At 46.3% G+C, this 25,186-nt stretch carries 21 protein-coding genes; 9 read left to right on the forward strand and 12 right to left on the reverse strand.

Annotation, left to right across the window (positions count from 1 at the left end; all coding sequences use genetic code 11):
• Window positions 1-60: 60 nt before the first annotated feature.
• Window positions 61-1,221, reverse strand: coding sequence for a YheT family hydrolase (locus JMX92_RS07980; RefSeq protein ID WP_011959330.1), 1,161 nt, complete (start codon window positions 1,219-1,221; stop codon window positions 61-63).
• Between the two features lie 180 nt (window positions 1,222-1,401).
• A complete protein-coding gene (locus tag JMX92_RS07985) occupies window positions 1,402-1,998 on the reverse strand; it encodes a YigZ family protein (protein ID WP_011959331.1) in 597 nt (198 codons plus the stop codon).
• Window positions 1,999-2,247: 249 nt separating this feature from the next.
• Here JMX92_RS07985 and JMX92_RS07990 point away from each other — a divergent pair, with 249 nt between their 5' ends.
• Together JMX92_RS07990 and JMX92_RS07995 are read left to right on the forward strand one after the other, a co-directional pair.
• Window positions 2,248-2,952, forward strand: a complete 705-nt coding sequence (locus JMX92_RS07990; RefSeq protein WP_201545054.1) for a pseudouridine synthase — start codon at window positions 2,248-2,250, stop codon at window positions 2,950-2,952.
• 348 nt (window positions 2,953-3,300) lie between these two features.
• Complete coding sequence (locus JMX92_RS07995) at window positions 3,301-4,416, forward strand: thioredoxin fold domain-containing protein (RefSeq protein WP_201545055.1); 1,116 nt, start codon at window positions 3,301-3,303, stop codon at window positions 4,414-4,416.
• A gap of 30 nt (window positions 4,417-4,446) precedes the next feature.
• On the opposite strand, the gene JMX92_RS08000 is transcribed toward JMX92_RS07995, so the two are convergent.
• A complete protein-coding gene (locus JMX92_RS08000) occupies window positions 4,447-5,106 on the reverse strand; it encodes a DUF2939 domain-containing protein (protein WP_201545056.1) in 660 nt (219 codons plus the stop codon).
• 213 nt (window positions 5,107-5,319) lie between these two features.
• Between JMX92_RS08000 and dnaJ the strand changes: the two genes are divergently transcribed.
• Together dnaJ and dapB are read left to right on the forward strand one after the other, a co-directional pair.
• Entirely contained in the window at window positions 5,320-6,453 is a 1,134-nt protein-coding gene (gene dnaJ, locus JMX92_RS08005) for a molecular chaperone DnaJ (protein ID WP_011959335.1), read from the forward strand.
• A 222-nt stretch (window positions 6,454-6,675) separates the two neighbouring features.
• The gene (gene dapB, locus JMX92_RS08010) at window positions 6,676-7,503 is read left to right on the forward strand and encodes a 4-hydroxy-tetrahydrodipicolinate reductase (protein WP_011959337.1); all 828 of its coding nucleotides are present in this window, start codon (window positions 6,676-6,678) and stop codon (window positions 7,501-7,503) included.
• Between the two features lie 115 nt (window positions 7,504-7,618).
• Here the strand turns inward: dapB and def are convergent, their stop codons facing one another.
• The 6 genes from def to erpA all read right to left on the reverse strand — a co-directional run bounded on the left by def (window position 7,619) and on the right by erpA (window position 13,720).
• Complete coding sequence (gene def / locus JMX92_RS08015) at window positions 7,619-8,149, reverse strand: peptide deformylase (RefSeq protein ID WP_011959338.1); 531 nt, start codon at window positions 8,147-8,149, stop codon at window positions 7,619-7,621.
• Window positions 8,150-8,477: 328 nt separating this feature from the next.
• Window positions 8,478-8,726 (reverse strand): GlsB/YeaQ/YmgE family stress response membrane protein, encoded by a 249-nt coding sequence (locus tag JMX92_RS08020; RefSeq protein ID WP_011959339.1) that lies wholly within the window; start codon window positions 8,724-8,726, stop codon window positions 8,478-8,480.
• 341 nt (window positions 8,727-9,067) lie between these two features.
• The gene (mpl, locus tag JMX92_RS08025; RefSeq protein WP_201545057.1) at window positions 9,068-10,579 is read right to left on the reverse strand and encodes a UDP-N-acetylmuramate:L-alanyl-gamma-D-glutamyl-meso-diaminopimelate ligase; all 1,512 of its coding nucleotides are present in this window, start codon (window positions 10,577-10,579) and stop codon (window positions 9,068-9,070) included.
• A 58-nt stretch (window positions 10,580-10,637) separates the two neighbouring features.
• Window positions 10,638-11,153, reverse strand: a complete 516-nt coding sequence (locus JMX92_RS08030) for a disulfide bond formation protein B (protein ID WP_011959341.1) — start codon at window positions 11,151-11,153, stop codon at window positions 10,638-10,640.
• 235 nt (window positions 11,154-11,388) lie between these two features.
• Window positions 11,389-12,969, reverse strand: coding sequence for a glutamate--cysteine ligase (gshA, locus tag JMX92_RS08035; RefSeq protein ID WP_011959342.1), 1,581 nt, complete (start codon window positions 12,967-12,969; stop codon window positions 11,389-11,391).
• A 421-nt stretch (window positions 12,970-13,390) separates the two neighbouring features.
• The gene (gene erpA / locus JMX92_RS08040) at window positions 13,391-13,720 is read right to left on the reverse strand and encodes an iron-sulfur cluster insertion protein ErpA (RefSeq protein WP_011959343.1); all 330 of its coding nucleotides are present in this window, start codon (window positions 13,718-13,720) and stop codon (window positions 13,391-13,393) included.
• A gap of 259 nt (window positions 13,721-13,979) precedes the next feature.
• Here erpA and JMX92_RS08045 point away from each other — a divergent pair, with 259 nt between their 5' ends.
• The 3 genes from JMX92_RS08045 to JMX92_RS08055 all read left to right on the forward strand — a co-directional run bounded on the left by JMX92_RS08045 (window position 13,980) and on the right by JMX92_RS08055 (window position 17,594).
• Entirely contained in the window at window positions 13,980-15,974 is a 1,995-nt protein-coding gene (locus JMX92_RS08045) for an ABC-F family ATP-binding cassette domain-containing protein (protein ID WP_201545059.1), read from the forward strand.
• Between the two features lie 231 nt (window positions 15,975-16,205).
• A complete protein-coding gene (locus JMX92_RS08050; RefSeq protein WP_201545060.1) occupies window positions 16,206-17,225 on the forward strand; it encodes a DnaJ C-terminal domain-containing protein in 1,020 nt (339 codons plus the stop codon).
• 39 nt (window positions 17,226-17,264) lie between these two features.
• Window positions 17,265-17,594 carry a chaperone modulator CbpM gene (locus JMX92_RS08055; RefSeq protein ID WP_011959346.1) on the forward strand — a complete coding sequence of 110 codons (330 nt, stop codon included), beginning with the start codon at window positions 17,265-17,267 and terminating at the stop codon, window positions 17,592-17,594.
• 109 nt (window positions 17,595-17,703) lie between these two features.
• On the opposite strand, the gene sstT is transcribed toward JMX92_RS08055, so the two are convergent.
• The 3 genes from sstT to JMX92_RS08070 form a co-directional block, all read right to left on the reverse strand.
• The gene (gene sstT, locus JMX92_RS08060; protein ID WP_201545061.1) at window positions 17,704-18,924 is read right to left on the reverse strand and encodes a serine/threonine transporter SstT; all 1,221 of its coding nucleotides are present in this window, start codon (window positions 18,922-18,924) and stop codon (window positions 17,704-17,706) included.
• Window positions 18,925-19,464: 540 nt separating this feature from the next.
• Window positions 19,465-19,965, reverse strand: a complete 501-nt coding sequence (locus JMX92_RS08065) for a DNA polymerase III subunit chi (protein ID WP_110815877.1) — start codon at window positions 19,963-19,965, stop codon at window positions 19,465-19,467.
• Window positions 19,966-19,980: 15 nt separating this feature from the next.
• Window positions 19,981-21,627, reverse strand: coding sequence for a leucyl aminopeptidase (locus tag JMX92_RS08070; protein ID WP_201545062.1), 1,647 nt, complete (start codon window positions 21,625-21,627; stop codon window positions 19,981-19,983).
• Window positions 21,628-22,186: 559 nt separating this feature from the next.
• On the opposite strand from JMX92_RS08070, the gene JMX92_RS08075 reads away from it, so the two are divergent.
• The gene (locus JMX92_RS08075; protein WP_201545064.1) at window positions 22,187-23,587 is read left to right on the forward strand and encodes an LptF/LptG family permease; all 1,401 of its coding nucleotides are present in this window, start codon (window positions 22,187-22,189) and stop codon (window positions 23,585-23,587) included.
• Entirely contained in the window at window positions 23,584-24,942 is a 1,359-nt protein-coding gene (locus JMX92_RS08080; RefSeq protein WP_201545066.1) for an LptF/LptG family permease, read from the forward strand. The genes JMX92_RS08075 and JMX92_RS08080 overlap by 4 nt, the downstream gene beginning before the upstream one ends.
• Window positions 24,943-25,186 lie beyond the last annotated feature (244 nt).

A 25,186-nucleotide genomic window follows, 5' to 3' on the forward strand; every position in this document is an offset into this window, starting at 1 on the left:
CGTGCCTAAGGCGTCACCCGCAACCATTTTCTTGAGACCATAGGCAGGCAGTAGCCGCCTTTATGAAGAGTGAGCGGCCTCATCGATGCCTACTGATTTAAAGTAAGCACTGACGGTTTCTGGAATCCAGTTGATATCGAACTTACCCTCTTTTGTGCTGGGTTTAGCGGCGCCATTTCGAGTGGTTTTAGCGGCTTTGGGTTGGTAGCGCAAATAGCCAATATGACCGCCATGCTTGGTGTCTAAGATAGTGACTTGGTCAGACACATCATTGGCGGTGGCGGTAAAGCCGATAAAGGGGTCATCTTTGGCACTGATCAGCAGCATAGGATGGGTCACATCACCAAGATGGGGCAGAGCCGATGAGCGATAGTAGTAATCCGTATTTGAGCGGTAGCCATGGCGCGGCGCTGTAAAGATGGTATCAAAATCACTGATACGATCGACCGACTTAATGGCTTCAATCTCCTCTTCACTGATCTCATTGAGCAAGGCTTTTTTAATAATGGGATTGAGCAGATATGGGGTGTAAATCTTATGGCTGACAAAGCGGTGCATACTTACCGCAGCAGAAGACATATCTACTGGAGCTGAGACCACCACTGCCGCCTCACACTGTGCATCATCTGCGTATTCGCCCATATATTTGGCCAAGGCATTACCGCCTAGCGAGACCCCAACGGCATAGATATTCTGATAATGCTGTCTTAAGGTTTGTAGCATGTGGTGAATCTCAGCGGTGTCGCCGGCGTTATAGAATACTCGGCCTTTAGCCGGGACGCCGCCGCAGCTACGAAAGTGCGCCACCACAAAGTGCCACCCTTCAGCGTGCATCTGATGCGCCAATACTCGGGCATAGTGGCTGTCACTGCTGCCCTCCATACCATGGAACAATACCACAAGCGGGGTTGTTTCGATTTTATCATCGGTATTATCTACCGGATGTGCATCATAAAAGTCATAGGCCACATCGCTTTCATTCAACGAGTCGCGCAGGATTTCACGTCTGTATTTAGGCGCCTGTGGGGCAACAAACTTTGGCAAAATGGTTTGTAAATGCGGGTTGCTTAACCAAAATGGAGGGTTAAAAGGCGGAGGATTAAATTGGCCTCTTTTGCTCAATGAGAGTTGAGATCTGGCGGTGGCTCTTTTCTTTTTGGCAGCTTTTACGGCCACAATTCTTGTTTGTAATTTTATTTGTTTTTTTATTAGATCGATCATAGCAATGAGCTCATCTTGTTATTGGTATAAAAATATTATTGATACAGATGAAAAAGGCCAATAACTTCTCCGTCATCAACGGGTCGTTATCAACCTTTCAGAACGCTATAATGCCGTTAAAATGAGAAAAAACCAACAACTTTCAGTGAACGATTGGTTACTGAGATTTGTTATATTATGTTATTCCTGCTCCAATAGCCTGCCATATATGCTCAAACGCTCTTTTAGCGCCTCGACATCAGCCTCTGGCAAAGTGGCAGTTAAGGTAACACACTTACTATAGCTGACATCACCAATTTCACCGCCCATGTCCTCTACCACATAGCGCACTTGCGATTCATTGGCAAAATCCGCCTCAATCTCAACCTGAGTCATCGGCACATAAGTAGTGAGTGTCATCTCATCTACCACGGCCTGAGCTGAGCCGGCATAAGCCCGAGTCAAGCCACCAGCACCGAGCTTAATACCGCCAAAATAACGCACCACTATGACAATCACATTGCCAATACTTTTGTGCTGCAACACATTAAGGATCGGCCGCCCAGCAGTCCCATTGGGCTCTCCATCATCATCGAAACCGGCACTGGTGGTGTTATTGGGGTCACCGATTATGTAAGCCCAACAGTGATGGCGGGCATCGGGATATTTGGCCCGCAATTGTTCCACGTGAAACATAGCTTTTTCACGGCTGTGAACCGGATAGGCGTAAGTAATAAAGTCAGACTTCTTGATTTCAAGTCGGGCGCTAACGGGCGCAGCTAAGGTTTGATAAGTCATAAGCGTTAGGGATTTAAGCGTTAGGGGTTATAGGTTATCGGGCTATAGATTTGTGAGTGGTTGATTAAAAATAAAAATAGACAAACTGCCAAAAATAGGTCGGGTCAAAAAAGTCATCAATCGCACCTAGAGCGGGTGTGTTAAACTGTGAATCATATTAACCACCCAAAAATATTTATATCTGATAAGTGAGGTTACCGCTATTTTGTATAGTAGACCCATTCAGTTATAGAACCAAGGATACCATAAATGCGTTTAGACAAATTTATCAGCAAGGCCACCGAACTGTCGCGTAAAGAAGCGAAAAAAGTGCTGCACGCCAGTGAGATTACGGTCAATGATGAAGTAGTAAAAGATGGCAGCGTACACGTTGATGTGCTTAATGATGAAGTGATGTGGGCCGGTGAGCCGTTATCAGTGGCGACCGGTAGCCGCTATATTTTATTGCATAAGCCTGAAGGCTTTGAGTGTACCCTAAAACCCAAAGAATATCCGATTGTTACTGAACTTATCGCAGTGCCTGAGCTGAGTAACTTGCGTATCGCAGGCCGTCTCGATGTGGATACCACCGGTGCCTTAATCTTAAGTGATGATGGCAGCTGGCTACACCGAGTGACCAGCCCGCGTCATCTGCATGAAAAGGTGTATGAATTAACCTTAGCCGATGCTATGGATGAAGAAGCGCAAGCGCATGCGGTCAAAAAAGTAGGCCAAGGCATCTTGCTAGATGGCGATTATGAGCCGACCAAGCCTGCGTTATTAGAATTCATTGATGAGACCCACGCGCGTCTAATTTTGACCGAAGGTAAATACCATCAAGTCAAACGTATGATGGCCTATTTTGGCAATAAAGTTGTTGAGCTACACCGTGCCAGCATTGGCGGCATAACACTTGAAGGATTAGAGAAAGGCGATAGCCGCTTCTTGACCGAAGATGAAGTAAATAGCTTCTAAATGATAGTAAGTTTATTCGTTTTTTTATTTAAATGGGCGCTTTAGGTGTCCATTTTTTTTGGCTATTTATGAGGCTGCTTAACGAGATTGCGAGCAGTAAGGGCAGGGTAGACGACAGGGTAAATGACTAAACGAAATCTAGCCGGCGTTGTCTGCCTAACAAAATATAACAAATAGAGTCATCGGGGTAGGATAAATAAGCTATTGTTATTATATCAATGCTGCTAAGAACATCCTTGCGGTCGGGCTTGACCGTCTAGCTGTACAATCCCCTCACTTTAGCGAGGGGAGGAAGTCAATTGTCCTCAGTACTTGTTATTGCATTAAGCGCTGAAATTAGGAGTTGTCATGTCGCACTTTTTAAACACACTTAGGCTCATATGCAGTAAATCATTGACCCTATTGCTAGCTATGCCAGTTCTACTATCGGCCTTGGTCATCATGCCCTCAGCCCATGCTGATTTGTCAGCCTTTAATGAGGCCTATGACAAGCTTGCTGCCAACGATATCAGCCCATTAAAAGCGCCAACGCCGCAGCAACAGGATTTTATTAAGCAGATACTGAGTAATGCGGGTATGATGACGCCCATTGCCTCTATACAGCCCTCAAAGCTGCCTTCTATGTACCAGATAACCTTGGTACAAAATCCCTCAACTGAGCCGCAGCCACCACTGCACATCACCGCTGACGGTGCTTATATTTTGCAAGGCGAATTAAAGCCCAATCCCAGTCCAGTAAAAGTCCCCACGCCGCAGCAATTACCGAGCAAAACTTTAAGTGGGATGCCAGTCAGTGATGATTTGCGAGCCTCTATGTTAAAAAACAGCAGCCTATTAAAGAATATGACGCCCGATGTGGCGCTATATCACACCGCCGTGCCAGGGGTGATTTGGGGCGCAACCTTAAAGGGGCAGCCTTTTATTACCAATACTGAGGCCACTGTATTTACCAGTGGTGAGATTTCGGTCATTGAAAATGGTCAATTTGCCGGTCTAGATGCTGATTTTGAACAAAAGAAGAACCTTCATGTCCTCTCTAGTCTTGATGACGACAATCTGGTCATTTATCCGGCGACCACTACCGAAAAAGCAGTCATTTATGTCGCCACCGACATCAATTGTCCTTATTGCCGAGTTCTACATCAGGATATGGCCAAGCTGAATGCCAAAGGTGTGACCGTTAAAGTCATCGCTTATCCTTACTATGAGCAGTCACCAGAACAAATGCGTCAGATATGGTGTGCCGCTGACAAAGCAGCTCGCAAACAAGCCTTAGATGAAGCGATGAGTGGCAAGCCTGTGACCAATACCTGTCGCAGTGGCATCGATCATCTAAAGGCAAATCAGGTGAAGGCAGCAGGGCTGGCAGTATTTGCTACGCCTGCTATTTATCGAGAGGATGGGGCGGCATTTAACGCACCCTATAAAGACCCAAGTTTTCTCCCTTTTTTAGGGCTAAATTAACGCCTGAAGGCCGAACGAAATGTTAAGCGGCTAAGGCAACACCACGTTAATAATTTTCCAGCCAATTAGACCCTCACGCTGCATCTGTAGCGTCAGCGGGTAGCCTTTAACTTGACCTGACAGGGTAAAGCAGTTGATGCCGCAGTAAGACAGCTTTGGTTTGGCGCTGTCCTCGCCACTTTGAACATGGCTTTCAAGCTCTGTGGATTGTGCACTCATAATCTGCTGCATTTGGTTTTTGAGTACCGCATTGATATCACCACGCTGCACGATGATGTCTTGAATCAAGCGCTGCAAATCCACCTTATTACTGGCAATAGCCCACGCGGCAGCAAGCTCTTTGGTGGCTTGATTGGCTTGGCCTTGGGTATTAATTAGGCTACGGATATTTTCCTCAGTGACCGCCTTAGTGACTGACGCATGGATGAACTCATCGGCCGCTTCGGTTAATGTTTCACCGCCCAATTGTGCCACCAGCGGATACTGCTGCAAAGTGTTGGCAAACTTGCTGGTGAGCTGGTTTTGGATATTGGGCTGTAGCTGCTCAAAGTCGATGTGATGGGTCAAAGTAGCGCCATCATGGGTGTCATAAGCATTCTTGAGTTGATACGCAGCGTAGTAAGGTGATCCTGCAAAAATCACAACGGCAATAATAACTAGGCTAATCAGTAAAAATTTTAATGATTTCATAGAGGCGAGGTATCAACTTCAATAAATAACAGGGAGAATAGGGCGATTTTAGCATAATTGCTTGATAATTGAGGTGTTTGTCACCATTAAACAGGCAAAGTATTGATTAATTATTTTGAATCATTTAAACCATTGTGTGTTTAGTACCCATTTTAATGCCAACTATAAATGTGTTTCACGTGAAACATAGCCGGCATGTTGATAGGAGCCTCCATGAGTAAGCGAGATTTTTACGAAGTTTTAGGCGTTGATAGAAGCGCAGATGAGCGCGAGATTAAAAAGGCCTACCGTAAACTGGCCATGAAATACCACCCAGATCGTAATTCTGATGATCCTGATGCAGAAGAAAAATTCAAAGAAGCCTCGATGGCTTATGAAGTATTAAGCGATAAAGAAAAACGCTCAGCCTATGACCGCATGGGTCATGCAGCCTTCGAAAATGGCATGGGTGGCGGCGGCTTTGGTGGCGCAGGTGCGGGTAACTTCCAAGACATCTTCGGTGATATCTTTGGTAACTTCGGTGATATCTTCGGTCAATCTCGTGGGGGCGGTGGTCGTCAGCGCCGTGGCTCAGACTTACGCTATGTCATTGAGCTGAGCTTAGAAGAGGCCGTACGAGGCTGCAAAAAAGAAATCAGCTTTACCGCACCTGCCCCTTGTGAAACTTGTGATGGTAAAGGTGCTAAGAATGCCTCAGATATCCAAACGTGTAGTACTTGTGGTGGCCATGGTCAAGTACGCATGCAACAAGGCTTCTTTGCAGTGCAGCAAACCTGTCCTAACTGTGGCGGCAGTGGTCAAGAGATTAAGAACCCTTGTAATGACTGCCATGGTACTGGCGTAAAAGATAAGTCACGCACCCTAGAGGTCTCTATCCCAGCCGGTGTTGACGATGGTGATAGAGTACGCTTGGCCGGTGAAGGTGAAGCGGGAGGCGCAGGCGTCCAAAACGGCGACTTATATGTTGAAGTGCGTGTCAAAGAACATCCTGTGTTCAAGCGCCAAGGTGCTGACCTTTATATGGATGTACCTGTGAGTATTACCGATGCGGCGCTCGGCAAAGAAGTGGAAATTCCAACGCTTGATGGCAAGGTCAAAATCAAAGTGGCTGAAGGCACCCAAAGTGGTAAGCTACTGCGTGTCCGCGGCAAGGGTGTCACCCCTGTACGCACCACCATGAAAGGCGACTTAATCTGCCGTATCATGGTTGAGACGCCTGTGAACCTAACCCGTGAACAAAAAGATTTACTGCGTCAGTTCCAAGACACTTTAGATGGTGACAGCAAGCATCATCAGTCGCCCAAGAAAAAATCTTTCTTTGAAAAGTTAGGCGATCTGTTTGACTAAGATAGCTTAGATGGCTTAGTTATGGCCCATATGTTTCACGTGAAACGTATGGGTTTTTTTGTGGGCTGTCTGCTACCCCCCTTATGGCTAGATAATGGGGCAATCAAAATCAAAGGACGACTGTCAGGTAGACGTCAAACTTATCATGGCAACTTGCAAATTTAGCAGCATAGATAATCATGCTATTATTAGCCTCATACAGATTACTTAAAGGATAAAATAATGACTCAGACTGCATCACAGACCATCAAAGTAGGCGTGATTGGTGCCGGCGGCCGGATGGGGCGCATGTTAATTGAAGCGGTACACAACAATGCTAACACCGTATTGGCTGCCGCCATTGAGCGCAGTGGCTCAAGTCTTATCGGGGTAGATGCGGGCGAATTGATTGGTCAACACAAAAATCAGGTCGCCTTATCAGATGACTTAGCCGCTGAGCTTGGCAACATTGATGTGCTAATCGACTTTAGCTTGCCTGACGCCACTGAAAAAAATGTGCAGTTGTGCGCGAAGCACAAGGTGGCGATGGTGATCGGTACCACAGGCCTCAGTGAAGCCCAAGAAGCCATGCTTAATGCCGCCAGTGCTCAAATCCCTGTGGTATATGCCGGCAACTATTCTACTGGTGTTAACGTGTCATTAAAGCTTATTGAGATGGCCGCTAAGGCTTTTGGTGATAGCGCTGATATCGAAGTCATTGAGTCACATCACAAGCACAAAGTCGATGCCCCTTCAGGTACCGCTTTTATGATGGCCAATGCCGCTGCGACCGCCCGTGGTCAGGACTTAAAACAAGTGGCTGTCTATGGCCGAGAGGGGCAAACTGGCGAGCGAAAACCAGGTAGCATTGGCATCCACGCTATTCGCGGCGGTGAAATCATTGGTGACCACAGTGTGATGCTAATAGCGGATGGTGAGATGGTGGAGATTAAGCATCATGCCCGTGAGCGTATGACCTTTGCCGCAGGTGCTGTGCGTGCGGCCACTTGGGTAGTGGCGCAGGCCCCAGGTCGCTATGACATGCAAGATGTGCTGGGTCTAAAGGGCTAAGGGCTGAGCCGCTCTGCTTTGATCTTCTAAATGGCCTAAAGTCAAAAAAGCCCATCACAGTTAAGTGTGATGGGCTTTTTTTTGGGTTTGATGTTTACCACGGTATCGTTAGCGACTAGGCTTTGTTGTGCTGTAGTTGCTTTTCACGGGTTTTAAGATATTTTTTGACCTTATCACGGGCACGGGTCTGCTTTAGGCGTGATAAATAATCGACGAACAAGACACCGTTTAAGTGATCCATTTCATGCTGGATACACACTGCCAATAGGCCTTCTGCAATCTCTTCAAAGGCATTGCCATCTGCATCAAGCGCTTCGATTTTCACTTTTACTGGACGATCCACTGAATCATAGACATCTGGTACCGATAGGCACCCTTCCTCGTAAGGCTTTTTATCTTCCACCAACGGGGTAACTTTGGGGTTAATAAATACCCGAGGCGAGTCATTGTTTTCAGACAAATCCATGACGATAAGCTGAATATGACGATCCACTTGAGTGGCTGCAAGCCCAATGCCTTTGGCGTCATACATGGTTTCAATCATGTCTTTGATAAGCTGTTTTATTTCAGCATCAACAGTTTTGATCGGCTCTGCGATGGTACGCAGCCTAGGGTCGGGGTAGCTTAAAATCGGTAATATGGCCATAAGAAATCACGCAATGAGTTAATTAATAGGTAAATGAGAGATGCAATTAAACGAAAAGTGCCGTTAAATAAAACGTGTAATCAAATCAAAAATGCAATAAGGGACAGTCGTTAGACTATTATATCTAACTGAATGAGGGGGGAGGGCATAAATATCAAGGTGCTACATTCAAAAAAGGCGAGTCAAAAAAAGGTGAGTCAAAAAAAGCGGACTTGAGGAGAAGTCCGCTGCAAACATAGTTAGGGTTACCGCTTGTTATTATTATTATTTAGTGAGCCATTTGATCTCATAAGATGTTTGAGCTCAATCACGTCTTAATCGTGCTCTATTAGCGTTTGCTCATGATCAATTCATAGATGAACAATAAGATAATAGCACCAATTACTGAGAAAGCCAGACCAATAAAGCCGCCATCAGCGTTCACGCCAATTGCACTGGCGATAAAGCCACCAACCAACGCCCCTGCGATACCCAGTACGATGGTCATAATCCAGCCCATAGCATCGTTGCCTGGCTTAATAGCACGTGCCAATAAACCGGCAATCAAACCTATAATAATTGTCCAAATAATACTCATGAAGTCTCTTCCTTACAAAAATTGTGATGGTGTTTTAACCATCTAATATGTTTAACTAATAATTTTAATAGTCGTTTTATGAGTTACTTATACCGTCGCTGAGACGGTACAGAACTTTTCTAATAAGGATTTTAATCAATAACTTATACAGGTGCTAAGGCTGAATTGTTAAGTACGTACGAGCTATGTGAGTTTAGTTGGGCGATTGATTGAAATTGGCAGTTTTTGGGTAATTGATTGTATAACTTATATAGAGTTTTGTTTCAAGCGAGGTTGACACATAAAAAAGCCCCATTGTGTTACCAATGAGGCCGTCTTATGTATTTGATGTGATTAAAAAATTAGTCTTTTTTTAGTGCCGCAATTAAGCGCTGATGAATGCCCTCAAAGCCGCCATTAGACATAATGATAATGGCGTCATCTTGAGAGGATTGGCCAAGCTTGGCGCAAATATGGTCAATGATCTTTTGGGTGTCATTCATCACGTATTGTTGGTTGCTGTTATTAGCGCCCTCAATGACATCAGTTAGACCCCATTCCAAACCGGCAGGCTCATACCAGATCACCTCATCTGCCAGCTGTGCTGAAGCCGCCAGATTGTCCTTGTGTACCCCAAGCTTCATGGTATTGCTGCGCGGCTCAATAATGGCCCAAATTTTGGCGCCTTTTAATTTCTTTTTGGCACCATCTAAGGTGGTGGTAATCGCTGTGGGATGATGGGCAAAGTCATCAAATACTTTCACCCCAAAAGTGCTGCCACTCTCAGCAGCGCCTAGCTCTGCGATCAGCTCCATGCGGCGCTTAATACCAGAGAACTGCGATAACGCCGCACAAGCATCGGCCACGCTGATACCGATGTCATAAGCGGCCGCCACGGCCACCATAGCATTCTCGACATTGTGACGGCCACTCATGCCCCAGTGTACCTCGCCACTCAAGATGTCGCCTTGGGTATTGGTGAAGTGAATGGCAAATTGACTGCCATCTTCGCTGATAAGCTCAGCCTGCCAGGCGATAGAGTCATCTTGGAGGGCTTTATCTTGAGCGCTCTTATCTTGCTGCCCGTTATTGGCAATCTGGGTGCGCCAGATGGGGGTCCAGCAGCCTTTGTCTATGGCGGCCTCTAAGCTTGGCGTATGAGCCGGCATAATAATTTGCCCAGAGCTTGGGATCATACGAATCATATGGTGGAACTGCGTCTGAATGGCATCCAAATCTTTAAAAATGTCAGCGTGATCAAACTCAAGGTTATTCAAGATAGCGGTACGCGGGCGATAATGTACAAATTTTGAGCGTTTATCAAAGAAGGCTGAATCATACTCATCGGCTTCAATCACGAAGTAACCACGCCCGCCTTGGGCATTTTTATCAGCGCCCAAGTAGCTGCTGTGAGCAAAGGCTTTAGTCAGATTGTCATTCTCGCTCTCGACCAAAGGCACACCACCAATTAAGAAGCCGGCATCGATACCGCAGTAATGCAGCACCCAAGCGAGCATAGTGGTGGTGGTGGTTTTTCCATGCGTACCCGCCACCGCCAATACATGGCGATGTTGTAACACATGCTCTGACAAAAACTGCGGCCCTGAGGTGTAGGGTATGCCAGTATCCAGCATGTACTCTACCGCTTCAATGCCCCGTTTCATGGCATTGCCCACGATAACCAAGTCAGGCGCAGGCTGTAAATGAGTGGCGTGATAGCCTTCTTGAATACTGACCCCAGCACGTTCTAGCTGAGTGGACATAGGGGGATAAATATTGGCGTCAGAACCGGTGACAGTATGGCCAAGATCGCGAGCCAACAATGCAAGTGACCCCATAAATGTGCCACAGATACCTAAAATATGAACGTGCATGGAACCTCTGATGTCTATCTAATAAATGAAAGCTAAATGAATGAACGCTGATGCACTACTAAGCGGTGCGCTTGCTAATAATACGCCATAAGACTAGTAGGTTAACCAAAATCAACGCGGTAAACAAGATAAGCGCTTGTTCTGGGATAGATAAGCCCAAAAATCTCCAGCTGATCTCAGCACACTCGCCTGAACCGGATAAAACTTGATTAATCACCTGCTTCATCGGTAACGCCTCAAGGAAGTAATCCAGACCAGGGCCACACGCCGGTACTTGATCAGCGGGCAAATGTTGAATCCACACATGACGCGCTGCCACACCTGCCGACCATAAGATACCAGCCATTGACCCTATCCACAGCAGTAATTGCATTCCCATTTTTTTGGGATGGCCCACAGCAGCAATCAGCGAAAATCCGCCCATGACCATCAAGCCGATACGTTGAAAAATACACAAGGGGCAAGGTTCAAGCCCTTTGTAGTTTTGCAAAAATATAATGGCAAATAGCATGGCCACGACAGAGGCGATGAACAAAATAAAGTTTAACGCACGGTAAGTGAGGAGACGCTGCATAAAAGTTTGCTCCTTAGGAACACTAACAAAGAGAGCCAGTATAATTAGCTAATACAGCTAATAATGATATCGGCAACATTAAGCGTTATATTCTAAACTCAAAAACCAGATTCAGAAAATTATTTCTGTGAACAGCTCAGATAAGGCTTTGCATCATTTGTGGTCGCTTCTTGACAGCCTAATAACCCTTATTGTCTGGCAAAACCTGACACGCTGATGATGAGCGCAAAAGCCTTTATCTATAATGCTGAATATAGTCATAGAAGTCTTGTGAGTCGTCTTTTTCAAGCTCCTGCTGTTGTAGCCAAGATTTTTCGGCCAACACTTCATATTTGGCCTGAGTTTTTGGACTCAATGAGCTGCGCAGGATAGATTCACGGTGCTGCTGGGCTAGGGCATGACCCAGCTGCCAAGTACTGCCCAGTCTTTGGGTATCGGCCAAGACTTGAGCAGATAAGGTGGCATCGGGGTATACCGCTTTACCTAGCATTAAGGTGACGGCCACACGATAATTATTGCCGCCATATTCTGCATCTAATAACGTGGCTAGAGGCATCATGGCCTCTAAGTGCTGCTGCATCCACTCGCTTAGGTTTTGCTCGCTACCGTCACAAGTTTGGATGGTCAAGCCTGGAGCACGACCGTTATTGACCACACGCTCAAGGTTTTCTGCCAGTACCGCATCCTCTTCTGGCAGTAAGTCAGGTGAGTCGGTAAGCAGGCAGTACAGTGCCAATACTTCTAAGAAACAGGCGGTCGATAAGCGAATACCGATATCACTATAGGGGTCTAAGTCAACGGCTCTAAACTCCACATAAGCGATGCCGCGCGCCTCTAAGGCATGGCTTGGAGCTTCTTCAGACTCAGCAATTTGTTTGGGGCGGATTGGGCTGTAGTATTCATTTTCGATCTGTAAAATATGATCGTTAATCTGAATCGGATTGCCCTCATCGTCATCTAGACCAAGCTCGGTAAAGCCTGAGAACGGGGTATTGATAGCGCGGCGCAGACCTTCGATATATTCAGGTAAATTGTTATAGCGGATGTCTAATTGATCTTGAACACTGTTGGTATAGCCCAATTTGCCCATACGCAGACTGGTGGCTTTGGGACTATAGTAAGTGGTGTTATTCATCAGCTGTAAGTTGTGCTTACGGCCAGTTAAGAAGCAAGGACATACTGAGGGACTGGCGCCAGTTAAATACAGCACCAAGCTGCTCATGCGCTTAAAGTTACGAATCAGGCCTAAGTATTTGGCATTTTTAAATTCGCTCAATGACTCTAATTGCTCAGACTTAGGGGTGTTGTCACGCCAAGCGCTGAATAAATCATCCCCAAATGACAGGTTGTAATGCAGACCGGCGATGGTTTGCATCCGGCGACCATAACGTATGCCAAGCCCACTGCGATATAAAGTCTTTAAGCGGCCGACATTAGAGCTGCCATATTCGGCAAGAGGAATGTCATTGTCATCGGATGAGAGCATACAAGGCATAGACAGCGGCCACATCAGCTCCCCATCTTCTAAAGACTGATACACCAAAACATGCAGCTCACGCAGCATATTAAGGGTCTCGGCCACAGTGGACTTAGGCGAGGTGATCAGCTCAAGTAAGCTCTCCGAATAATCGGTGGTGATATAAGGATGGGTCAATTTTGAGCCCAAAGATTGAGGATGCGGCGTCTGAGCCAAGTATCCATCAGACTGCATTCTTAACCCCTCTTTTTCTATACCACGCAACATGCCAGATAAGTGCTGGCTGGTTAACCAAGAGGGTATTAGAGGCTGGTGATTTGGGGCGGTTACTTCAGTCATACTATAGTCTCAAAATCAAAGGGGCCCATCACTGTTATTATAATTTTCAGTGGATATGGCGTTGTTTCTATCGGCAATATTTGGCCATTTATATTGTGATTAAGTGTAGCTTAAACCCATTTAAAAATCATATGTGGTTACAAATGATTGTAAAACAATAGGTAATAAGTCTTCAAAATATAGTTAAAAAATAACCGCTACAGTCTAAATAAAGACAGCTTGTAGCGGTTTTATGGCATTACTTTGCACAATAACGTGTCATTAGCAATCAGGTCTTTGGTATTCATAACTTATCTGCTTGAAATAAAAGCAGATATGGCAGGCTAAGCGATAGACGGTGTCAGAAGTTAAAGCAATGTGGTAGAGCGGTGACACTCATGTTGCCAAGGGCTTTAACCCAATGCTTAATGTGGGTCACAGCCTAAATAGAAAAAGAGGAGCCACAGCCGCAAGTGGTGGTCGCATTGGGGTTGGTTACCACGAAGCGTGCCCCTTCAAGCCCTTCTGTATAATCTACCGTTGAGCCTTGCAGGTATTGGTAACTGAGTGAGTCCACCAATAAGGTAACATCGGCATTCTCAAAACTGGCATCATCTTCGCCTTCTTCATCAGCGAAGTTAAAACCGTATGAAAAACCCGAACACCCACCACCAGTGACATACACTCGTAGCATAAGGTTGTTATCGCCTTCTTCTTCACGTAATTTGCGAACTTTATTAGCCGCACTGTCAGTTAGGGTAATGGTAGTCATAGTATCCTCGTAAAGCGCAAAACTTCACTGAACGTAAAATCAAATAGTCACACGCACCTGTCTTACAATAAGCAAAGAGGCAGATGAATAACTTAGCAGTGATTTTACGGTTATTTAAATTATTAGTCATTCAGTATAGCATAATGAGGCATAATGCTTGATTTTCAATGTCGCATAGCTGACCCTTTGTCCGTTTTTTGTTGAAAAAATTGTTAACTGGCTTAACCCGCGAAGAAATAACCAAAAGTGATTATTATCCATGATTGAATTTAATAAAGTTAGTGTCCGCCGTGATGGTAGAGTGCTATTTTCAGAGGCCACCTTTCAGATCCATCCGGGTCAAAAAGTGGGGTTGACCGGCAATAATGGTACCGGCAAATCCACCCTTTTTGGGGTAATCTTAACCTATATGGGTGAGCGCACCACCGATGAGCTGACCGTGGATGCGGGCAATATCAGTATTCCAAGCGGCTGGGAAGTGGCGCACATGGCGCAGGAAGTCGAGGGCAGCGCTCAGCCGGCCATTGACTATGTGCTAAGCGGTGATAAAGAGTGGTATGAGATTAACCAAAAAATGATGGCGCCTGATGAGTTAAGCGATGATGACATTGCACACCTGTATCAGCGCTTTGATGAGATTGATGGCTATCGTACGCCGACCACAGCAGCGCAAATTATGGCCGGGCTTGGGTTTCAGCCTACTCAGCATGAGCTGCCGGTGAATGATTTTTCAGGCGGCTGGCGCATGCGCTTAAACTTGGCCAAAACCTTGATGAGCCGTGCTGACTTGCTACTGCTTGATGAGCCCACCAACCACTTGGACTTAGATGCCATTTTATGGCTTGAGGACTGGATTGCTAAGTTTGATGGCACTGTCCTGCTGATCTCACATGACCAGACTTTTTTGGATGCCACCATTGGCTTTATTTTGCATGTCGAAAATCAGCGCTTGACCTTATATACCGGCAACTATTCGCAATTTGTGCGTACCCGCAGTGAGCGTCTGGCGCAGCAGCAGCAAGCTTATGAGAAGCAAGAGACCACGCGTGCTCATTTAGAAGACTTTGTACGCCGTTTCCGTGCCAAAGCGTCTAAAGCGAAGCAGGCGCAAAGCCGCTTAAAGCAACTAGAGCGTATGGCCGACCTGTCGCCTGTGATGGCAGACAACCCCTTTACTTTCCAGTTTTATGCGCCCAGTCACATGAGCTCACCCCTTATTTCGCTTAAGGGTGCGGACATTGGCTATAACGGTAAGCCGCTATTGACCCACACCAGTCTGGAGATTACCCCTGACACCCGCATTGGTCTGCTGGGTATGAATGGCGCGGGCAAGTCGACCTTGATCAAGGCCTTGGTGGGGGAGCTTGAGCCAATTACCGGAACTTATAAAGTATCGGACACCCTGCATATTGGCTATTTTAACCAGCATCAAATGGACAGCTTAGATGCAGAAGCCACGCCGCTGATTATGATGCGTCGTTTGGCCGGCAAAACCTCGGATGCTGAATTAAGATCATTTTTAGGCAGTTTTGATTTTCGTGGTGACCGTATTGATACCCCAAGCAAGCTATTCTCAGGGGGTGAGCGTGCTCGCTTAACGTTGGCACTGATCGTCTGGCAAAAGCCCAACGTCTTGGTGCTTGATGAGCCGACCAACCATTTGGATTTGCAAATGCGTCAAGCGTTGACCATGGCGCTACAAGGCTTCGCTGGTGCGGTAGTCTTGGTATCGCATGACCGTGAATTGATTGCCAATGTCTGTGATGAGCTGTATCTGGTGCACAATGGCAAGCTGCAAGAGTTTGAAGGGGATGTCTCAGACTATGGTAAATGGCTGTCTGAGCAGCGCAAATCTGATGCCAAAGAGGCGGCAAAAGAAAGCCGTGATGCCAAAACGGTTCAAGCGGCAGCTGCCAAAAAAGCAGAAGAGGCCAAAAAAGCCGCAGCAGCTAAAGCGGCGGCTGAAGACAATCAGTTGACCAAAGAAGAGCGCCGCAAATTGGCCGCAGAGCAGCGTAAGCTGACTGCCCCCATTCGTAAGCGTATTGAGCAAGCTGAAAAGCAGCTGGATAAAGTGACCGCAAGCTTAGAGGCACTGGAGCAGAAGCTGGCTGATACCTCACTGTATGAGGACAGCCGCAAAGATGAGCTGTTAACGCTGCTTGATGAGCAGGCCAAGCTACAGCAGCAGCAAGCTTCGCTTGAAGAGGATATGCTGATGGCGATGACTGAGCTTGAACAGTATGAGTCGTAAAGTGGGTATATAAAACCATATTGCCCAAACTGTTATGAAGCGTTATAAAAAAAGAGTCGTTAAACGGCTCTTTTTTTGTGGAAATTTATCTGTCAAAACCTAAGCCATTGCCTTTAATTAACCGACGAGCACAAAAAAGTATCAATAAGCAACGGTGAAATATGAGTTAATAACCCTTATATATACCGATATAAAGCAACTCTTTAGACCGCTTAAATAAGGATAATAACAATGGCAGAAAAAAGTTTTTATGAGGTTTTGGGTGTCAGCAAAGACGCCTCAGAACAAGATATTAAAAAGGCTTATCGTAAATTGGTGCGCAAATATCATCCGGATGTCAGTGATGCCAAAGATGCCGATGAAAAAATTGCAGAAATCAATAATGCCTATGAGACTTTAAGAGATAAAGAAAAACGCGCCCAGTACGATGCGATGCAGGCCAATCCCTTTGCAGGTGCAGGCTTTGGCAGCGGTGCAGGCTTTGGGAGCGGTGGCTCTGGAGCACAAGGTGGCTTTAGATGGGAGGACATCAAAGATCAGTTCGGGGAAGGGGCGCCATTTGGCAGTGGTAGCTTCCGCTTCGATGATATTTTTTCAGCATTTGGTGCCGGCAGGGGTGGTGCTCAGTCCTCTCGTCAATCTGGCTTTGAGGGCTATGACCACTTTGGCAGTGGCTTTAAAGATGCAGGCCCAGCGCCCGGTCAAGACCAACACGCTGAGATTAATGTCAGCTTAGACTCGGTATACAGCGGCGATGACTATAGCATTAAATTAAATGTACCCAGTCGCCAGCCCAATGGTAGTGTCATTCAAGAACAAAAAACCCTAAAAATTAAGATTCCTAAGGGCATCACTGAAGGTAAGCAAATTCGCTTAAGTGGCCAGGGCGCGGCAAGCTATGGCGGCGGCAAAAATGGCGACTTGTTCTTAAAAGTAAAAATCACCCACGATGCCAATATTCGCCTAGAAGGCGCGGATGTGTATCAAACCGTGAATATTACCCCTTGGGAGGCTGCGCTGGGCGAGAAGATTAATATCAGTACCCCCGCAGGCACACTTGGGGTTACCATTCCCAAAAACAGTAAGTCGGGCAGCAACTTACGAGTGAAAGGTAAAGGCATTCCCGCCAAGCAAGCTGGGGATTTATATTTGACCTTAAATATTGTTAATCCTGAGCTGACCACTGAGGCCCAAGAGGAGGCATTCGCTGCGCTAAAAGCCAGCTTTGCTGAGGCTGAAATAAAGCGTTGATAGCGCCAATAAAAATATAAGCATAAGAGGAGAGTTATCATGCAACACTCTAGTGAATTCAACGATATTATTATGAGCCTAGATGAGCTCATTGCCGCTTGTGGGGCTGAGCGCGGTTGGGTTTTGGCGTTGATTGAAGAAAATATCATTGAATATGATGTGCCCGAAAAGCAGCAATTCACCGGTTCTCAGCTGGCCACAGTACGCCGAGCTTCCCGATTGAGCCGAGATTTTGAGGCCAGTATTCCGGCTATTGGCTTAATTTTAGAACTGTTAGATGAGGTTGAGCAGCTGCGTCAGTACAAGCGTCAGCAAGAAGCTGCCACCCACTCTGTGTACACCATTGAGGTCGACTTTCAGCAAAAATAGGCCAAAGCCATATCTTAAGTGATAACCATAAAAAAAACCTCAGCACTATGGTGCTGAGATTTTTTTATGGCTTATTAATTATTGGCTTAACCGTGCTAAAACCTAGCCATTAAGCGGTTTTGTTTTTCATTATCGGATCAGCTGCAGCGGTGAATAGCACATCGGTTGATGAGTTAAGCGCAGTTTCTGCAGAATCTTGTACCACCCCGATGATGAAGCCGATGGCCACAACTTGCATTGCAATATCGTTTGGAATGTTAAATAAGCTACACGCCAGAGGGATAAGTAGCAATGAGCCACCTGCCACACCAGAGGCACCACAAGCGGCAACTGTCGCCACCACACTCAGCAGTAGCGCAGAACCGAAGTCAACCGGCACGCCTAAGGTATGGGCCGCCGCTAAGGTTAAGACGTTAATGGTGATGGCAGCGCCGGCCATGTTGATGGTCGCGCCCAAAGGTAGGGTCACAGAATAGGTGTCTTCATGTAGGCCAAGTTTTTTGGCTAAGTTCATATTGATCGGAATGTTGGCCGCTGATGAACGGGTGAAAAAAGCGGTGATACCAGACTCACGCAGGCAGGTGAAGACCAGTGGATATGGGTTTCTGCGGATATTAAAGGCGACAATAATGGGATTAACCACCAAGGCGATAAATAGCATACAGCCCACCAAGATGGTCAGCAGACGACCGTAGCTCATTAATGCGCTAAAGCCGGTCTCAGCAATGGTATTGGCCACTAAGCCTAAGATACCAATAGGCGCAAAGGCGATAACAAAGCGCACCACATTAGAGATGGCTTCTGATAAATCAGAGACCATGGTACGGGTCGTGGCAGAGGCTTTACGCAGCGCAAGACCGATGATTAATGCCCAAGCTAAGATGCCCATGTAGTTGGCATTAGCAATGGCATTAACTGGGTTGTCTACCAAATTCATAAGTAGTGTGGTCAATACCTCTTTTAACCCTGAAGGCGGTGCTTGGTCGGCCACCGCTTCAATGGTGTTTAGACCAAGAAGCTCGGTAGGGAAGGCAAAGCTTGCTACCACCGCTGTTAAGGCCGCCAAAAAGGTGCCAAAAATGTACATGATTAACACCGGTCTAACATGAACTTGGCTCTCGCCTTGATGCTGGCTAATGGCTGCCATGACCAATATAAACACCAAAATAGGTGCCACAGCCTTCAAGGCACCCACAAATAAGCTACCGAGTAGCCCTAATGCGACACCGACTGAAGGCATTAACCAGCCTATTAAGATGCCAAGTACTAGCCCAACAATAATTAGGGGTACCAAGCCAATACGCTGGTACATATCAATAAGGGCTCTCATAAGCGCTCCATACTAGTAAATACTCGTGCTGAGTAAATACAAAAAATTTAAAAATAAAAATGTTAACAGCCCTGTCAAACAATCTGATTGATGCTGCAATACTTTCGTTTTGCTAAGGGTGATTGTGCGATAGAGTCTCGAGAGCCCGTCATCTTAAGTAGTAATAAATATCGTGGCCCGTAGCGAAGTGATCCCTATCTCATAATCAATTCATGCACTGATTATACAAAACTTCAACTCAACTGCAACATATAACTATAAATTGGTATAGTCAATTTAGGATAAATAAATAGATTTTAGGAATGAGTTGAGCTTAAGTTTTTGATAGTTAAATGAAAACTAAGCGGGCGGGGCAGCTGCATAGAAGATCGAATACACAGGTCGTAAAGAGGTGGAGCTTGAATAAGGAGAAATTAAGGGAGCGATTTATGAGCAATTAACAAAGACGTCACGTGAGGAATTAAGAGAGAGGTTAACAGAAAAGAGACGTTAAGAAAGAGGTTAACAGAGAAGCTAAGACTGCTGCGACTCTATTGATTTTTATTTATTGATCGGAAAGTAGTTAAGCTCAAAGCCCAGTTGCTGATAGGCACGGTACTTGTCACGGCCAAGTTGCTTGCCTGCCTCATCGGGGGTAATGATTTCAAGAACCCGTTCTGGCAGCACAGCGGCTGTCGTTTCTACAGATAAGGGAAGGGGAGTGGCAGCAAGGTTTAAAATAACGCCATCAAAACCCTTAGGCAGCGTTGATACCAAGCTAACAGGTGCCGAAAGCTGGCTGACAGCGGCTTCTTCTAAGATAAAATCATGAGCGACGAAGCTGACTGGGTCAAAAGACCACAGCTGAGTATCGAGCTGTTTAAGACGCTCTACTTGATCGTCAACGATGACCAAACTGTGCTCGCTTTTTTGCAAAACCGTCTGGGTCAATCGGCACACAAAGTTAAGCACTGCCTCGGCGTTGGCCGCTGAGGCAGTGCTTGATGCAGCGGCGTTATCGTTAAGATAACGCTCACCCAACACATAAAAACTAATTTGCATTGCTAATGGCTTTGATTATTGAGCTAGGTTTTTTAGGTACTGCATGAATAGCGGTACCGGACGGCCTGTTGCCGCTTTTTCTTTGCCTGAAACCCAAGCGGTACCAGCGATGTCTAAATGCGCCCACGCTTGGTCTTCTTTTACGAAGCGTGATAAGAAGCAGGCAGCGGTAATGGCGCCGCCATCACGGCCACCGATGTTTTGAATATCAGCGATGGGCGAGTCAAGCTGGGTTTGATACTCATCATCCATAGGCATGTGCCAGATAAGATCGCCTGATTGTTCACTGGCGTTTTCTAAATCAAATAGCACATCTTCGTTATTACTAAATACCGCTGAGCGCACGTGACCCAATGCCACCACACAAGCACCAGTTAAGGTGGCCACATCAATGATGGCACGTGGGTTATAGCGCTGTACATAGCATAAGGTATCTGCCAGTACCAAGCGGCCTTCGGCATCGGTGTTTAAGATTTCAACGTTCATACCGCTCATGGCTTTAACGATGTCGCCTGGGCGAGTCGCTTCCCCTGAAGGCATGTTTTCGGCACAAGCCAGCGCGCCCACGACATTGATTGGCAAGCGGGCTTCACATAGGGCTTTGATGGTGCCCAATACAGACGCTGAACCGCCCATATCAAATTTCATCTCATCCATTGCCGCACCAGGCTTAATAGAGATACCGCCTGAGTCAAAGGTCACGCCTTTACCCACTAAGACGATAGGGGCATCGAAATGCTCTTCTACAACGTCATCTGCAGCCACTTTGGCGGCTTTGGTTTTGGCAGATTTTTTGGGTAATTTATCGGCCACAGCCTTGATGTTATTGGCCAAAGTATCGGCTAGGCTTGAGGTAGTATTGGTAGGTGCTGCATTGGCTTGACCTTTATATTCAAGGATAACCAATTGACCTTCGCGTGCTGAGCCACGTGATACTGACAAGAAGCAGTTCATGCCAAGCTCTTGCATTTCGCTTTCGCCAAGCACAGTGACTTGTAATAATTCAGGGTAGGCTTTGGCCAAAGCACGGGCTTGATCAGCCATGTATTCTGGGAAACAGACGTTGCCAGGCTCATTGGCCACATCACGAGCTAATGATTGACCGCTGTGAACTGCCGCGGCGTAATCTACATCTGCTTGAGCCACACTGCTTGAGACTAAAGTGATTTGATTTAACGCAGCGTCTGTTTGTTCTGATTTGTATTTATCAAAGCGATAGCTTGCGTTTAGCAGCTCAAGTACCAGTTGATGTAGGCTGTCATCCGCTAAGTCATCACCGATGGCAATGGCTAAGTCAGTGACTCGGCTTTGGGTGTTTTTATACAGTGCACTGGCAATTTTTTTAATAGAGGTTGAGCTGAATTTATCTGGGTTACCAATACCCACCAACAGCAGCTGCAAAGGTGTCTTTTTGGCGTCTGCGGCTAAGGCAAAATCTGCCACAGTTTCGCCCAACTTGCCCTTAAAGTTAGAAGCTGCAATTAAAGCTTCAATACGGGGCTTATAAGCTTCTAGGCCTTTGAAGCTACCAATTAGATTGGCATCATCATCTACCAACACTGCTAAGCAGTGGCTTTGAACCGCTTCTGGGGCTGATTTTTTTAGTAGTTTTTTTGTTGTAAGCTTTGGCAAGGTTTTGCTGACTGAAATACTTAAGCTCATGATAATTCCTATGTGTTTATAAAAATGAAAGTCTATTTGTTATTGAATATCGCCTGCCATTTGCGACAGCAGTTATGCGGTTATTATTATATCCTGAGCAGGCGCGGCGCAGTCGGCTATAAGCCGCTTTGCTTTAAGCAATAGTTTAACATATTGGCCTAAGTTGTGGGCCTTAGCACTTATTGGGCACGCTTATCTGGGCTATCTATTTTTACGGTAAATCAAGTTGACCGGTTATTGGCAACCCTATTATTGACAGAAACATGCTAGGATATGAGGGCTATCTTACACTCAATATCACTATCATCGCGATAGTGCTTACGATTATAATACGTGTTAGTTATTAGGGACTGATTTCTAAAAGATAAGCGAACACAGCTTTGCTGTATAGCATATGTAATCAAGCGGTATTGAGCCCTGGAATATAGCTATCATGTCAGTACTTGATGCAAGCTGTGCTTGATTTGGCTCATCCCTGTAATTTATCTTTATCTTTCTTCAATAATTTGAGTTTTCTTTCTTCAATAATTTGAGTTTGCCTGTGATTTTACGCCGATATATGACCCGACAAGTTGCCTCAACTACCGCCTTGGTGTTGGGGTTTTTAGTGGTTTTACTGCTAGGCGGAAGAATGATCCGTTACTTCGGTATTGCTGCTGAAGGGCGCTTGGATGTGGGGCTATTGTTTTCTATTATTGGCTACAACTTGCCCTACTTCTTAGAGCTGGTATTGCCACTGTCCTTTTTTATTGGCTTAATGTTGGTATTTGGGCGTCTGTATGTAGACCACGAAATGGCGGTACTCAACGGCAGTGGTATCTCACGCGGCCGTCTGGCACGATTAATTATTCCGCTGATTTTGGTGTTGTTCGTGTTAGAAGCAGGGCTGTCTCTTTATGGTAAGCCTTGGGGGGTAAAAAACTCTGAGAGTATTTGGCAGCAGCAGTCTTTAAGCAGTGCCTTTGACCTTATTCGTCCGCAGACCTTTATCAATAGCGATGACTACCATTTGTATGTCAGCAGCATGAATGACAACAAAACCGAGCTGCAGGATGTGATATTAATCCAAACGGCCAAAGATGCCGCCAAATCGGTAAAGCCTGGCGCTACAGTACCGGAGGCGACTACCAACGCCCCTGCGGTGCGCTTAGGCCAGCAAGAGCTTGAGGGCTCAAACTCCGCCAATCAGTCCGTCTCCTCTATTGATAAAGACAAAGCCATTACCGCCGTCACCAACCCTGTCGCTGCCTCGCAAGATAAACCGGCAGCAAAGTCTGCAATCACGGCCGATGACGATCGCGATATTATCGTGTTGGCCAAACGCGCCGTTCAGGTCAAGGGCAGTGAAGAGAGCGGCAAGACACAACTTGATCTGTTTCAAGGTCGACGTTATGAAGTAGGCGCAGATAGCTTGGTGTATAGCCAAATTGGTTTTGAGCGTTATCGCATCAGTATCAATCAACCGCCTGCCGATGTTTTGACAGAAGAGAACGTGACTACCCAATCGGTACCTGCCCTATGGAAAGCGGCCACTGGGCAGAAGGTGGCTACCAAAGCAGATGGCAGCACTGAGCCTGAGCCACAGCAAATCTTATCCGCCCAAGCAGAATTGGGCTACCGTTTGGCACTGCCTTGGCTAATTATTCTAGCGCCTATGCTGGCTGTGCCCCTAGCTCAAGTAAAACCGAGACAAGGGCGCTGGCTGCGACTGTTGCCGGCAATTTTGATATTTACCAGCTGCGTGTTGGTGATTATTTCTCTTAAAAACGCCATTACCAAGGGCACCTTGTCTGTGCTGAGTTATCCGCTGGTATTAATTGGCTTTATTGTGTTGGCACTTTATCTTAACTGGGCCAGTCGTATCCATCACAGGGTACGCTTTAGACTCGGCCAACGGGCACTACAAAGTCAGACAAATCATTCTTCTAATCCTGATATCAATCAAGGAGGCCGGTCATGAAACCTAGGCACACTGACCACTCCGATGCGTCAAAAGACATCCGCTCAGGCCGGATTATCTCGCGCTATGTCAAAAAAAATGCCCTGTTTGCCATGCTATTTGCCGTACTAGGCTTGTGGGCATTGCAGATGGTGTTTGCTTATTTAGCAGAGCTTGAAGACATCTCTGATGCGTATACTTATGTTGATGCCTTAACTTATATTTTTTATCGATCGCCTTACTTTTTGCAGCAGTTTATGCCCACAGGTGCCCTACTTGGGGCAGTGGTGGGACTGGGCTTGTTGGCCAATAACTCTGAGCTGATCGTCATGCGTGCGGCAGGATTAAGCATTTATCGCATTGTGGGGTGGGTGCTGCAGCCGGCTTTTATCTTTGTGATTTTAGCGCTGCTGATTAACCAGTTTATATTGCCACAAAGCAATGTCAAAGCGAGTCAAATCCGTAAGCCAGATACTGCTTTATTGGCGTCAGTTAATGGATACTGGACACTACAAAATGTACCCACTGAAGCGGGAAGCACGGGCAGCACTACGGATAATAAAGAGGGCTTAGCCAGCGAGCAGGCGCACAATATTATCTTTATTGACTATGCCGATGCCAATGGCAATATCGGTGAGGTCAAGCGCTGGCACTTAGATGCGGACAATAACTTAACCGCTGTCTCTAAGGCCACGGGTGGCACTTATGTGCCTAGTCTGCAACAGGGTCAAGACAAGCCGGTGGTAGCGGCGCAAGATCAATCAGATTCTTTGGCCAATTACCAATGGCAGCTGGATAATGTCACCACCTTAAAGGTGGCCGATAAGGCAGCTATTTTAGAGTCAGATACCTTAGGCAATCAGCCAGCAGCACAGCTAACGGACACGCAGGCTACCTCAGTGGATAGCGATCAGTCAGGACAAGCAATGGCGCTCACGAGCCAGCCTTTGGTGGCCAAGCAAGCTGAGTCGACAGATGTTATTAACCTGCCCATCTCACCAAGCTCGGTGTATCTGCTGACCCGCCGTGCCGAAGATTTGTCATTGACTCAGCTGTATGAGCACAAGCGCTTTAACGCCTCACAAGGCACACGATCACTGGAGCATGAGGTGGCGTTTTGGCAGAAGCTATTGTCACCTTTTTCAGTGTTATCCTTGGTGATCGTGGCCTGCTCATTCGTATTTGGCTCACTGCGTACACACAGCTTAGGCCTGCGTATTGTGGTGGCAATTATTTTTGGCCTGCTGTTTAGCTATATTCAAGACTTGACCAGCTTCGTGTCCTTGGCCACCGGCGCACCGCCATTGTTAATGGTACTGTTGCCCATTATCGGTAGTGGACTGTTGGGTTTTTATTTAATTCGACGTCAAGGCTAAAGGGGACAAGTTGCCCTAACAGTGTGAATAGCGTTGACCATAAAACAGTTGGTAATAAAAAGCCCTTCTAATTTTTTTAGAGGGGCTTTTTTATGGTGCTGATCTATTGTACTTATCGGTGTAATGGACATTATTCATGCTGGCGTAGTGTCTAACGCTATATACTGTCTATATTTGCAAGGAATCAAAGCCATGAATCAAAAAACTGCCCTTTTTGTCATGATAAACACACCAAGAAGAATGG

Origin of the sequence: Psychrobacter sp. H7-1, from assembly GCF_904846585.1 — a bacterium.
GTDB classification, from domain to species: Bacteria; Pseudomonadota; Gammaproteobacteria; order Pseudomonadales; family Moraxellaceae; genus Psychrobacter; species Psychrobacter raelei.

Coding starts and splice junctions, on each gene's coding strand:
- JMX92_RS07980 (WP_011959330.1), bottom strand. CDS start 1,221: ATGATCGATCTAATAAAAAAACAAATAAAATTACAAACAAGAATTGTG.
- JMX92_RS07985 (WP_011959331.1), bottom strand. CDS start 1,998: ATGACTTATCAAACCTTAGCTGCGCCCGTTAGCGCCCGACTTGAAATC.
- JMX92_RS07990 (WP_201545054.1), top strand. CDS start 2,248: ATGCGTTTAGACAAATTTATCAGCAAGGCCACCGAACTGTCGCGTAAA.
- JMX92_RS07995 (WP_201545055.1), top strand. CDS start 3,301: ATGTCGCACTTTTTAAACACACTTAGGCTCATATGCAGTAAATCATTG.
- JMX92_RS08000 (WP_201545056.1), bottom strand. CDS start 5,106: ATGAAATCATTAAAATTTTTACTGATTAGCCTAGTTATTATTGCCGTT.
- dnaJ (WP_011959335.1), top strand. CDS start 5,320: ATGAGTAAGCGAGATTTTTACGAAGTTTTAGGCGTTGATAGAAGCGCA.
- dapB (WP_011959337.1), top strand. CDS start 6,676: ATGACTCAGACTGCATCACAGACCATCAAAGTAGGCGTGATTGGTGCC.
- def (WP_011959338.1), bottom strand. CDS start 8,149: ATGGCCATATTACCGATTTTAAGCTACCCCGACCCTAGGCTGCGTACC.
- JMX92_RS08020 (WP_011959339.1), bottom strand. CDS start 8,726: ATGAGTATTATTTGGACAATTATTATAGGTTTGATTGCCGGTTTATTG.
- mpl (WP_201545057.1), bottom strand. CDS start 10,579: ATGCACGTTCATATTTTAGGTATCTGTGGCACATTTATGGGGTCACTT.
- JMX92_RS08030 (WP_011959341.1), bottom strand. CDS start 11,153: ATGCAGCGTCTCCTCACTTACCGTGCGTTAAACTTTATTTTGTTCATC.
- gshA (WP_011959342.1), bottom strand. CDS start 12,969: ATGACTGAAGTAACCGCCCCAAATCACCAGCCTCTAATACCCTCTTGG.
- erpA (WP_011959343.1), bottom strand. CDS start 13,720: ATGACTACCATTACCCTAACTGACAGTGCGGCTAATAAAGTTCGCAAA.
- JMX92_RS08045 (WP_201545059.1), top strand. CDS start 13,980: ATGATTGAATTTAATAAAGTTAGTGTCCGCCGTGATGGTAGAGTGCTA.
- JMX92_RS08050 (WP_201545060.1), top strand. CDS start 16,206: ATGGCAGAAAAAAGTTTTTATGAGGTTTTGGGTGTCAGCAAAGACGCC.
- JMX92_RS08055 (WP_011959346.1), top strand. CDS start 17,265: ATGCAACACTCTAGTGAATTCAACGATATTATTATGAGCCTAGATGAG.
- sstT (WP_201545061.1), bottom strand. CDS start 18,924: ATGAGAGCCCTTATTGATATGTACCAGCGTATTGGCTTGGTACCCCTA.
- JMX92_RS08065 (WP_110815877.1), bottom strand. CDS start 19,965: ATGCAAATTAGTTTTTATGTGTTGGGTGAGCGTTATCTTAACGATAAC.
- JMX92_RS08070 (WP_201545062.1), bottom strand. CDS start 21,627: ATGAGCTTAAGTATTTCAGTCAGCAAAACCTTGCCAAAGCTTACAACA.
- JMX92_RS08075 (WP_201545064.1), top strand. CDS start 22,187: ATGACCCGACAAGTTGCCTCAACTACCGCCTTGGTGTTGGGGTTTTTA.
- JMX92_RS08080 (WP_201545066.1), top strand. CDS start 23,584: ATGAAACCTAGGCACACTGACCACTCCGATGCGTCAAAAGACATCCGC.